The sequence below is a fragment of the Tardiphaga sp. GW822-FHT04G09 genome, assembly GCF_058800725.1.
The window spans coordinates 54,836-66,194 of record NZ_JBXAMO010000006.1; the positions used below are offsets into that span (position 1 = coordinate 54,836).

9 protein-coding genes are annotated in these 11,359 nt (G+C 63.0%); 7 read left to right on the forward strand and 2 right to left on the reverse strand.

What is annotated here, in order from left to right; all coding sequences use genetic code 11:
• Nucleotides 1-4 precede the first annotated feature (4 nt).
• The 7 genes from AC1RLZ_RS13125 (at nucleotide 5) to AC1RLZ_RS13155 (ending at nucleotide 8,798) form a co-directional block, all read left to right on the forward strand.
• The gene (locus AC1RLZ_RS13125; RefSeq protein WP_493188979.1) at nucleotides 5-763 is read left to right on the forward strand and encodes an SDR family oxidoreductase; all 759 of its coding nucleotides are present in this window, start codon (nucleotides 5-7) and stop codon (nucleotides 761-763) included.
• Entirely contained in the window at nucleotides 760-2,190 is a 1,431-nt protein-coding gene (locus tag AC1RLZ_RS13130; RefSeq protein ID WP_493188980.1) for an NAD(P)-binding domain-containing protein, read from the forward strand. Before AC1RLZ_RS13125 ends, AC1RLZ_RS13130 begins: the two co-directional genes overlap by 4 nt.
• A gap of 152 nt (nucleotides 2,191-2,342) precedes the next feature.
• The gene (locus AC1RLZ_RS13135) at nucleotides 2,343-3,959 is read left to right on the forward strand and encodes an ABC transporter substrate-binding protein (RefSeq protein WP_493188981.1); all 1,617 of its coding nucleotides are present in this window, start codon (nucleotides 2,343-2,345) and stop codon (nucleotides 3,957-3,959) included.
• 112 nt (nucleotides 3,960-4,071) lie between these two features.
• Nucleotides 4,072-5,103 carry an ABC transporter permease gene (locus AC1RLZ_RS13140; RefSeq protein WP_493188982.1) on the forward strand — a complete coding sequence of 344 codons (1,032 nt, stop codon included), beginning with the start codon at nucleotides 4,072-4,074 and terminating at the stop codon, nucleotides 5,101-5,103.
• A complete protein-coding gene (locus AC1RLZ_RS13145) occupies nucleotides 5,100-5,948 on the forward strand; it encodes an ABC transporter permease (RefSeq protein WP_493188983.1) in 849 nt (282 codons plus the stop codon). The genes AC1RLZ_RS13140 and AC1RLZ_RS13145 overlap by 4 nt, the downstream gene beginning before the upstream one ends.
• The gene (gene nikE, locus AC1RLZ_RS13150) at nucleotides 5,945-7,645 is read left to right on the forward strand and encodes a nickel ABC transporter ATP-binding protein NikE (RefSeq protein ID WP_493188984.1); all 1,701 of its coding nucleotides are present in this window, start codon (nucleotides 5,945-5,947) and stop codon (nucleotides 7,643-7,645) included. Before AC1RLZ_RS13145 ends, nikE begins: the two co-directional genes overlap by 4 nt.
• Nucleotides 7,646-7,817: 172 nt before the next feature.
• Nucleotides 7,818-8,798 carry a Bug family tripartite tricarboxylate transporter substrate binding protein gene (locus AC1RLZ_RS13155; RefSeq protein ID WP_493188985.1) on the forward strand — a complete coding sequence of 327 codons (981 nt, stop codon included), beginning with the start codon at nucleotides 7,818-7,820 and terminating at the stop codon, nucleotides 8,796-8,798.
• A gap of 58 nt (nucleotides 8,799-8,856) precedes the next feature.
• On the opposite strand, the gene AC1RLZ_RS13160 is transcribed toward AC1RLZ_RS13155, so the two are convergent.
• Both AC1RLZ_RS13160 and AC1RLZ_RS13165 read right to left on the reverse strand, forming a co-directional pair.
• The gene (locus AC1RLZ_RS13160; protein WP_493188986.1) at nucleotides 8,857-10,512 is read right to left on the reverse strand and encodes a dipeptide ABC transporter ATP-binding protein; all 1,656 of its coding nucleotides are present in this window, start codon (nucleotides 10,510-10,512) and stop codon (nucleotides 8,857-8,859) included.
• A gap of 5 nt (nucleotides 10,513-10,517) precedes the next feature.
• Nucleotides 10,518-11,348, reverse strand: a complete 831-nt coding sequence (locus AC1RLZ_RS13165; protein ID WP_371420599.1) for an ABC transporter permease — start codon at nucleotides 11,346-11,348, stop codon at nucleotides 10,518-10,520.
• Between the last annotated feature and the right edge of the window lie 11 nt (nucleotides 11,349-11,359).

The following is an 11,359-nucleotide window of genomic DNA, read 5'->3' on the forward strand; positions in this document are numbered from 1 at the left end:
TGACATGAGACTTCAGGGACGTACCGCAATCATCACCGGCGGGGGCTCCGGCATTGGCCAGGCCAGTGCCATGCTGTTCGCGCAGGAAGGTGCCTTCGTCGCACTGGTCGATCGTGATGAAGCGGGATTGAAGGAGACATTGGCGGCACTCCCGGATGCGAACAGCGCCTCGATGCATGTCGGTGATGTCGGCGACGGCGATTTCGCGCAGACCGTCACGCGTGAGATTGTCGCGCGCCGTGGTCAGCTCGACGTGCTGATGACATCGGCCGGCTTTTCCTGCGGCGGCACCGTGATCACCACGACTCCCGAAGACTGGGACGCCGTGTTTCGCACCAATGTCGGAGGCACCTGGCTGTGGGCGCGCGCGGCCGTCCCGCAGATGCAGACACAGGGCAAGGGTTCGATCATCACGCTGGCGTCGCAACTCGCCATTGCCGGCGGTAAGGGCAACAGCGCCTATATCGCTGCCAAGGGCGCGATCATCAGCCTGACGCGCACCATGGCCGTGGACTTTGCGACCGACGGCATTCGCGTCAATGCGATTGCACCAGGCGCGATCGACACGCCGCTGCTGCGCCGCAGCTTCGCACGCCATGCGGAACCGGAACCCGTGCGCGATGCCTCGCGCAACCGTCACGCCATGAAGCGGTTCGGCCTCGCCGCAGAAGTCGCGCAGACCGCGCTGCATCTGGCGAGCGATGCCTCGTCCTTCACCACCGGCACTGTGCTGCCGGTCGATGGCGGATGGCTCGCAGCATGAACGACGCGCTCAAGGCGCTCGAAGCGCAGGTCCGCGACGATCTCCACAAGATCGCGCATCCGAACATGCCGTGGCTGCAGCCGAAGTCGGCCCCGGACGGCACGCCCGCCGTTGACGTGCTCATCGTCGGCGCCGGCCAGTGCGGCGTCACAGCGGCCTTTGGCCTGCTGCGCTCGCAGGTCACCAATATTCTCGTTCTCGACAAAAGCGCAGAAGGCCGCGAAGGCCCCTGGCTCACCTATGCCCGCATGCCGACGCTGCGCAGCCCTAAGCACTTCACCGGCCCAGATCTCGATATCCCCGCCCTCACCTATCAATCATGGCACGAAGCCATGTTCGGTAAGGACCATTGGCATGCGCTCGACCGCATCCCCCGCGGACACTGGGCGGACTATCTCCTGTGGTTCAGGCGCATCACCGGCTTGCCGGTGCGCAATGGCTACGAGGTGCTCAACATTGGGCCTGCTTCGAATGGCCTGCTTGCAGCCACCGTGCAGAGCACCAACGGCATTGAAGTCATCCATGCGCGCAAGGTCGTGCTGGCGACTGGCCAGGAAGGCATGGGCGACTGGATGATTCCGGAGCAGCTCCAGCACCTGCCATCGTCACTCTGCGTCAACGCATCCGCGGATATCGATTTCGAGGCCCTGCGCGGCAAGACCGTTGTCGTCATCGGCGCCGGCGCATCTGCGTTCGACAACGCAGCGACCGCGCTCGAAGCCGGCGCGGAGGTGCATCTGCTGTGTCGGCGTGCCGAGATGCAGATTGTCCAGCCCTATCATTGGCTGACCTTCCGCGGCCTGCTGCGCCACTTCAGCGAACTCGACGATGCGTGGCGCTGGCGCTTCATGCGGCGTCTCATGGATCTGCGCGAGGGTTTCCCGCAACCGACATGGGATCGCTGCGCACGGCATACGGGCTTTCATCTGCATGAGAACGCGCCCATTCAATCGGCACAAAAAATGGGCAACCGGGTTTCGCTACAGACACCACAGGGTACCTTCACTGCAGATTTCGTGATCTGCGGCACCGGCATCGACATGGATTTCTCGACTCGCCGAGAATTGCAGAATTGCGCGGGTAATATCGCGACCTGGGACGATCGCTACCAGCCGCCGGAAACCGAGCTCAGCCCACGCCTCGGCCGTTTCCCCTATCTCGCGGACGATTACGCGCTGATGGAACGCGTTCCCGGCGCAACGCCGTGGATCTCCGACATCCATCTCTTCGCAATTGCGTCCACCATGAGCTTCGGGCCGTCGGGGTCATCGATCAACGCCATGACCACGGCAATTCCGAAACTGGTGCATGGCCTGACGCGCGGCTTGTTCCGCGCGGATATCGAGCGATACTGGACCGCGTTCGAGGCCTACGACGTTCCACAAGTGACCATTGCGAGGGCGGCGGAAGCTGCGGCAAAAAGCTAAAGGACCAAATTATCCCGGACGGGAAAACTCCTCCCGCCCGGCACCTATCGACCGTCGTTTGGCGCGTTCCTTGCTTCAATGGACAGGTCGCTCGACAGGTCAGGCACTGACGAGTCCGTTCAGAGTTTCCGTCGAATTCAGAGGATAGGGTTATGGGACTGATCTATTCCAAGCAGATGCTCGGCGCCGCCGCAGCGCTGGCATTCTTCACCGCTGCCGTTCCTGCCAATGCGCAAACCCGTGCAGAAACCCTGCGCTACGTGACCGGCGCCGCCGTCAACACGCTCGATCCCAATATTCCCGGCTCGACCCGCGAAGCTTTCGCCGTCAGCCTCTCGACCTATGACCGTCTCGTCTCGTTCGGCCGCAAGCAGCTCAATGGCAAATGGGTGTTCGATCTCGATACCATTCGCGGCGAACTCGCCGAGTCCTTCGATGTGAGTCCCGACGGTTTGAAGATCACCTTCAAGCTGCGCAAGGACGCTAAATTCCAGGACGGCTCCCCCGTCACCGCCGAAGATGTGAAGTGGTCGCTCGATCGCGTTGTGACCGCAAAAGTGCTTGGCAAGGCGCAGCTGCTCACGGGCTCCATGACCGATGCGAGCCAGTTCAAGGTCATCGATCCGCTGACCATCGAGGTCACCCTGCCGCAGCCGGACAAGCTGGCGCTGCCGAACCTCGCTACCGTCTATCCGATCATCATCAATTCGAAAGTCGCCAAGGCACATGCCACAGAGGAAGATCCTTGGGCGCAAGCCTGGCTCAAGGAAAATACTGCGGGATCCGGCGCCTTCATCATCGAGCAGTTCAAGCCCGGCGAGCAGGTGATCCTCAAGCGCAACGAGGCCTGGAATCGCGGACCTGACAACAAGCAGGCCTTCTTCAAGCGCCTTATCGTTCAATCCGTGCCGGAACCCGCGACCCGCGCCAATCTTGTCGAGAAGGGCGATGCCGACATCGTCATCGACCTGCAGGCCAACGACGCACAGGCACTCGAGGCCAAGGGCAAGCTGCAGGTGATCTCGACGCCGCAATACAATGCGCTCACTTTCATCTCGATGAATAACCAGATGCCGCCTTTCGACAAAGTGGACGTGCGGCGCGCCATTGCCTATGCCCTGCCTTACGACGACATGTTCAAGGCCGCCCTGTTCGGCCGCGGCGCGCCGTTGTTCGGCGCCACCTGGGCAGACGGCAAGGCGCCGAGTGGCGCGTATCCCATCCCGCAGCCGGTCAAGCTCGACCTTGAAAAGGCCAAGGCCTACCTGAAGGCGGCCGGCTATCCGGACGGTTTCTCGACCACGTTCAGCTTCAATGTCGGACAGGCGGCAACCGCCGAGCCTATGGCCGCGCTGTTGAAGGAATCTCTCGCCAAGATAGGTATCAAGGTCGATATCCAGAAACTGCCGGATGCGCAGATGTCGACCCAGATCACCGAGAAGAAACTGCCATTCTTCACCGAAGGTGTGGTCGCCTGGCTGCCCTCCACCGACTACTTCTATCGTAACTTCTACACCGGAAATCAGCGCTGGAACTATTCATCGATCGACAATGCCGAACTGACCGCGGTCGCGCAGAAGGCTCGTTTCGAGGCAGACAAGGCCAAGTACGAAGCCGACGGCAAGGTGCTGAATGCGATAAACTTCGACGTGATGCCACAGATTCCGCTATGGCAGCCGAGCCAGGATGCGGTGATGGCCTCGAACCTGACGGGCTACACCTATCAGTTCCATCGCCAGGTCGATTACCGCGACCTCAGCCGGAAGTGATTGTCCGGGCACCATGCGAGCCAATCCCGGAGCGCCATTCTGTGGCGCTTCGGATCTGCGCAGCTTGCGAAGCTAGCCGTAGCGAGCTGCCCATGACGACGAGTAACCGATCATGACGACACTGGGCGCAACGGCCATCCGTGCCGCGCGACGCTTCGCATCCTCTTTACCTGCGTTGTTCGGCGTGCTGATTTTCACCTTCCTGCTGATGCGCGTGCTGCCCGGTGACCCCGCCGTGTTCTTTGCCTCCGGACCCAATTCCGGCAAGGAGGAAATCGAGACCATTCGCAAGCAGATGGGTCTCGACAAGCCGGTGCCACAGCAGCTGTTCCTGTATCTCTACGACGTCGGCCGCGGCAATCTCGGCCGTTCGCTGATGACGGGCCAGAACGTCACCAAGGATCTGCGAGAACGCCTGCCAGCCTCCCTGGAATTGACCTTCTCCGCACTGCTGATCGCGATGGTGCTGGCCATTCCGCTCGGTGTGCTGGCCGCGCTCAAACCGGGCTCGCTGATCGATCACGGTGTGCGGTTGTTCTGCGCGCTAGGGGTCTGCGTCCCGACCTTCGTGTCGGGCCTGCTGCTGATCTATATCTTCTATTATCTGTTCGGCGTGTCGCCCGATCCCACCGGGCGCGTCGATATCTTCACGACGCTGCCGCCCGCACATACCGGCTTCCTGCTGATCGACTTTGCGCTCGCTGGCGACTTCGACGGTTGGTGGGCTGCATTCAAGCAATTGATCCTGCCGGCCTGCACCATGGCGCTGTTCGTCATCGCACCATTGGCGCGCATCACCCGCGCCTCGATGCTGGCATCGCTGGGCAGCGACTTCGTCCGTACCGCGCGTTCCGTCGGCCTGTCCTGGTGGCGCATCATCGTCACCTATGCGCTGCGCAACGCCATCCTGCCCGTCATCACCATTGCCGGCATCGTGTTTTCGACCATGCTCGGCGCCAACGTACTGGTGGAGAAAGTGTTCTCCTGGCCCGGCGTCGCCTCCTACGCGCTCGACGCGCTGCTGTCGTCGGACTATGCGCCGGTGCAGGGCTTCGTGCTGCTGATGGCGTCGGTCTTCGTTATCGTCAATCTCGTCGTCGATGTGCTCTATGGCATCGCCGATCCCAGGATCTCCATCGGATGAGCAGCGCAACACTTCAACACGCCGCCTTCATCCTGCGCGGCAATCCCATCACCGGCATTGCGGCCATCGGCGCATCGCTCTTGATCTTTGTGGGCATTTTCGGCCCGTGGATCGTGCCCTACGATCCCATTGCATCGAATGTCCAGAATGCGCTGATGCCGCCGAACGCCGCGCATTGGGCCGGCACCGATCAGCTCGGCCGCGACGTGTTCAGCCGCATCATCGTGGCTGCGCAACTCGATCTCGCGATTGCTGTCTCCGCCGTCGGCATCTCCTTCGCGCTGGGCGCCGTCATCGGTGCCCTCTGTGGTTATTCCGGCGGCAAGCTGGATCGCGCCGTCGGCCGCTTCGTCGATGTGCTGATGGCGTTCCCGCTGTTCGTGCTGGCCATGGCAATGGTCGCCGCACTCGGCAACCGCGTGGAGAACATCGTCATCGCCACCGCCATCATCAACCTGCCCTTCTACATCCGCTTTGCACGCGCCGAAGTGAATGTCCGCCGCAATCTCGGCTGGGTCGAGGCCGCCCGCGCCTGCGGCGACAGCCATGTTTCCGTAGTACTGCGCTTTCTGCTGCCGAACGTGCTACCGGCGATGGTGGTGCAGATGTCGCTCAATCTCGGCTGGGCCATCATCAACGCCGCCGGCCTCTCCTTCATTGGCCTCGGCGTGAAACCGCCGACGCCGGAATGGGGCATCATGGTCGCGGAAGGCGCGCGCTTCATCTCCACCGGAAAATGGTGGCTGGTGGCGTTCCCCGGGCTGGCGCTGATGCTCGCCGTGCTTTGCTTCAATCTGCTCGGCGATGGACTCCGTGACATCCTCGATCCAAGACAACGTACATGATTGCAGCGAAAGAGATGACGACACCAAAGCCGCTGCTCGATATCGAAAACCTTCAGGTCACCTTCTCGACACGCCGCGGTCCGGTCGAGGCCGTGCGCGGAATCTCGCTGTCGCTTGCCGAGGGTGAGACGCTCGGCATCGTCGGCGAGAGCGGCTCCGGAAAATCCGTCACCGGCTTTGCTATGACGCGCCTGCTGGACGCGTCGGGTAAAATCTCCGGCGGCCGCATCAATTTCCGTGACCGCGATATTACCAGGATGACCAGCGCCGGCCTGCGCGAGATGCACGGCTCGGCGATGGCCATGATCTTCCAGAATCCACGCGGCGCGCTCAATCCGATCCGCGCCATCGGCCAGCAGATTGCGGACGCCATTCTGGCGCATCGCAAGATCTCTGCATCGGAGGCCCGCACACAGTCGCTCGAACTGCTGCGCGCGGTGAAGATCCGTGATCCCGAAAAGCGCATGAACGCCTATCCGCACGAGCTCTCCGGCGGCATGTGCCAGCGCGTGATGATCGCCATGGCGATCTCCAGCAATCCGGCCCTGCTGATTGCCGATGAGCCGACCACCGGCCTCGACGTCACCACGCAGAAGGTGGTGATGGATCTCCTCGCCAGCATTGCCGCCGAGCGGGGCATGGCGACGATCCTCATTACCCACGACCTCGGCCTCGCCGCGCGCTATTGCCGCCGCGTCGTGGTGATGGAACAGGGCAAACTGGTCGAGGAAGCCGACGCCCTGACGCTGTTCCGCTCACCGCAGCATCCCTACACCAAGCGTCTCGTCGCAGCGTCGCCGACCGCGACCTCGCGGGTCGAGGATCTCGTGACCGACGAAGAGAAGCTGCTGGCGCCAGCCGTTCCGTTGCCAGCGCCTCCCAAGCCGACGCATGGCACGCCGCCGCTGCTGGAAGTGCTTGATCTCGTCAAACGCTTCGACGACGGCACTGTCGGCGTCGAGAATTTCTCGATGGCGATTGCGCCCGGCGAAAGTGTCGGCCTCGTCGGCGAATCCGGCTCGGGCAAGAGTACGACCTCGCGCATGATCTGCCGTTTGCTCGATCAGACCGAAGGCACCATCAATTTCAACGGCCAGTCGATCAGCCATGTTCCCGCGCGCGACTTCCACCGCGCGCCGCAGCGCCGCGAGATCCAGATCGTCTTCCAGGATCCGAACGACAGTCTCAATCCGCGCTTCAACGCCTTCGATTGTATCGCCCATCCCCTGATCCGCCTGCTCGGCATGCGCAATGGGGCGGCGCTGCGCCAGCGCGTCGGCGAATGCGCTCACCGCGTCGGCCTTCCGGCCAATCTTCTGGAGCGGTTTCCGCATCAGCTGTCCGGCGGCCAGAAGGCCCGTATCGGCATCGCCCGCGCAATTGCCTGCCGGCCGAAGCTTCTGGTGCTGGACGAGCCGACGGCCGCGCTCGACGTCTCCGTCCAGGCCGTGGTGCTGCAATTGCTCGAGCGGCTGCGGCGCGAGGACAATCTCGCCTTCCTGTTCGTGAGTCACGATCTCAACGTCGTCCGCATGATGTGCCAGCGGACCATCGTGCTGCGCAACGGCGCCATCGTCGAGCAAGGTGAGAGCCATCAGCTGTTCGACAATCCGCAGACTGATTACACCCGCGAACTCGTTGCTGCGGTTCCGCATATCGAGATGATCGCCGCGCAACGGGTAGCGGCCGACGCCTAGCCCGGGTGCTCGCGGCGAAACGCCGCAACGGACGCCTTGTTCGGTCCCGCCCGCGGGATCATACCGACTATAGTGTGAGTTGGTCCGGCGCCGGATACCTTGCATCGGGGACCCATCTCGCCGAACATAAGATCAAGCGCCGCCAATGGCGCAGCAAAATCGGGAGGATTCCGTGCGGATCAAAGCCGTTCACGTTGCCTTGCTTGCCGTCATGGCCGGCTGTTCTGCCATGACGTCAGGCGCTCACGCCCAGGCATGGCCCCAGAAACAAGTCACCTTCATCGTACCTTTCGCCGCCGGCGGCGGTACCGATGCCTTTGCGCGGCCACTGGCGGCGCAGCTCGACACCCAGATCGGCAAGCGCGTCATCATCGAGAACCGGGCCGGTGCCGGCGGAACGGTCGGCGCCTCGGCAGCCGCCAAGGCGGCGCCTGACGGCTACACCTTCTTCATGGGCGCCGCGCATCACGCGATCGCGCCGTCGCTCTATCCCGCCCTCGATTATGACATCGAGAAAGACTTCATCCCGGTGGCGCTGATCGCACGACCGCCGCAGGTCATCGTGGTCAACCCCGACAAGGTCTCCGCCAAGACGCTCGGTGAATTCATTGCCTATGCGAAGGCCAATCCGGACAAGCTCTCTTACGGATCGGCCGGCGCCGGCACCACGCACCATCTGGCTGGCGAACTGTTCAAGATCCTGACCCAGACCAAGATCCAGCACGTGCCCTATCGCGGTGCAGGTCCGGCCATGCAGGATCTGATCGCCGGTCACGTACCGGTGGTGTTCGATGGTCTCGGCTCATCGGCCGCACCGATCCGCGCCGGGCAACTCCGCGCGCTGGCGATCGCCGCGCCGAAGCGCGTCGCCGCATTCCCCGATCTGCCGACCGCGGCAGAAGCCGGTTTGCCGAATTATGAAGTATCGACCTGGTACGGGCTGTTCGCGCCTAAGGGCACGCCGCCCGACGTGGTCGAGCGGATGGCGAAGGAATTGAAGGCTGCGTTGCAGGTGCCGGCGATCAAGGAAGCGTGGGAGCGCAATGGCTCCGACGTGCCCGATGTGGCTGGTGCCGACTTCGGCAAGATGGTGTCGGCGGAAGTTGCGCGCTGGCGCAAGGTCGTGACCGAGGCCAACGTCAAGCTGGACTGATCTGAGCGGATTTACAAAGGCCCCCCAGATGCGGATGGGCTGCATCTGGGGTCTCATTCTATGCGGAAGCAGCTTCCGCCTGCCTGGCGCCCGGACCGGCGAACATCGCGCGGCCGGGGATCGCATCCAGCAGCGCACGCGTATAGGCGTCGCTCGGATTCTGGAAGATCTTCTGCGTTTCGCCCTGCTCGACAATCTCGCCGCGCCGCATCACCACGATTCGGTCGGCGATTTCGGCGGCGACACGCAGGTCATGGGTGATGAAGATCATGGCCAGATTCATCTCCTCGCGCAGTTCCGCGAGAAGCTGCAGCACCTGCGCCTGCACCGAGACGTCGAGTGCCGAAACGGCTTCGTCAGCCACAAGCACCGAAGGCTTCAGGGCCAGCGCACGCGCGATACAGATGCGCTGCCGCTGACCGCCGGAGAATTCATGCGGATAGCGGTTGGCTGCACTCTCCTGCAGGCCAACGCGGGCCAGCAGACGCTTGGCATCGGCCATGGCTTCCTTGGAAGGCGTGCCATAGGCAATCGGGCCGCCGGCAATGGCGTCGCCGACCTTCTGCCGCGGATCGAGCGCCGCGAAGGGATCCTGGAACACGATCTGGATCTTGCGGCGCATCTGGCGCAATTTCTCGCCGCGTTGTGCCAAAAGATCAGCGCCGCTGAAATGAACCGAGCCCGTATCAGGCTCGATCAGCCGCATGATCAGCCGCCCGAGCGTGGACTTGCCCGAACCGGACTCGCCGACGATGGCCACAGTTTCGCGCGCCTTCAGGCCGAGCGAAATGTTCTGCACCGCATCGGTCCGGCGCGGCGGCAGGAACATGCCCTGCTTGGTGATGAAGGTCTTGTTCAGGCCAACAGCGTCCAACAAAGGCTCGCCAGTGATCTTGCGGTCGGTCCTGGTCAGCGAGCGCGCGCCTGGGACGGCGGCGATCAGGCTCTTGGTATAGTCGTCCTTCGGATTGCGCAGCACCTCATCGACAGTGCCCTGCTCGACGACACGGCCATTGCGCATGACGACAACGCGATCGGCGACGTCGGCAACGACGCCGAAATCGTGGGTGATCAGGAGCACGCCCATGCCGCGCTCCGACTGGAGCTTCTTCACCAGCGCCAGAATCTGCTTCTGTGTGGTGACGTCGAGCGCCGTGGTCGGTTCGTCGGCCAGGAGCAGCGCCGGATTGTTGGCCATCGCCATGGCGATCATGATGCGCTGACGCTGGCCACCCGAGAGCTGGAACGGAAAGCTGCGCGCCAGCGCCACCGGGTCCGGCAGGCCGACGTCTCGGATCAGTTCCTGCACGCGCGCATCAGCCGCCTCCCTGGACGGAGCCGGCTTGGTATGCGTGATGATCGATTCCGCGATCTGCTGACCGACACGGGCCAGCGGATTGAGCGCGCTGAGCGGCTCCTGAAAAATCATCGAAATAGCACCGCCGCGCAGCTTGCGCATTGTCGGCTCGTCGGCCTTCGCGATGTCGTTGCCGTTGAAGCTGATGCTGCCCTGCGCAACACCTGTACGCTCGGGCAGCAGCCGCAGGATCGCATGCGCGGTCATCGACTTGCCGGAGCCGGACTCACCGACCAGACAGACGATCTCGTTGCGGTTGACGGTAAGCGACACATCTTCGATGGCGAAAGGACGATCAGCGCCCGGCGGCAGGCTGATGGAGACGTTCTCGATGGCAAGCAGTGTTTTGTCGGTCATGAATACTATCGCTTGCGTGAGATGCGGGGGTTCAGCGTGTCGTTGAGACCTTCACCCACGAGATTGATGGCGAGCACGGTGAGCAGGATGGCGAGACCGGGAAACACGCTCATCCACCACGCCTGACGGATCACGGTACGCGCGGCACCGATCATGAAGCCCCATGACATCAGATTGGGATCGCCGAGGCCCATGAAGCTCAAGGCGCTCTCGATCAGGATGGCGCTGGCAACCGCCAGCGATCCGGTGACGATGATCGGCGAGATCGCGTTCGGCAAAATGCGGCGCAGCACCACGGTCAGCGGACGCTGGCCCTGGCACACCGCAGCCTGGACGAATTCACGCCCACGCAGCCGCATGAACTCGGCGCGCGTCAACCGCGCCAGTGGCGGCCAGCTCACGATACCGATGGCGAAGATCACGTTGGAGATCTTCGGTCCGAGCGTCGCGACCAGAAGAATGGCGAGGATGAAGCCCGGGATGGTCTGGAACAGTTCGGTGATGCGCATCATCACCTCATCGACCTTGCCACCGAAATAACCGGCAATGGCGCCGATGGTGACGCCAATGATCAGCGCCGTCAGCGTCGAGATGACGCCGATGATCAGCGAAATCCGCGCACCATGCGCGATGCCGGCAGCTACGTCGCGGCCGAGCATATCGGAGCCGAGCCAGAGCCCTTCACTCAGCGGCGGCTGGAATGGCGCGCCGACCATGTCCCAGGGATCGTCGGGGAACAGCCACGGCGCCGACACCGCGAGGAGGACCACCGCGAGGAGGACGAGCAGACCGATCATGCCGGTCGGATGGCGGAGAAACGATTTGAGCGTAGACATCATAAAATCCC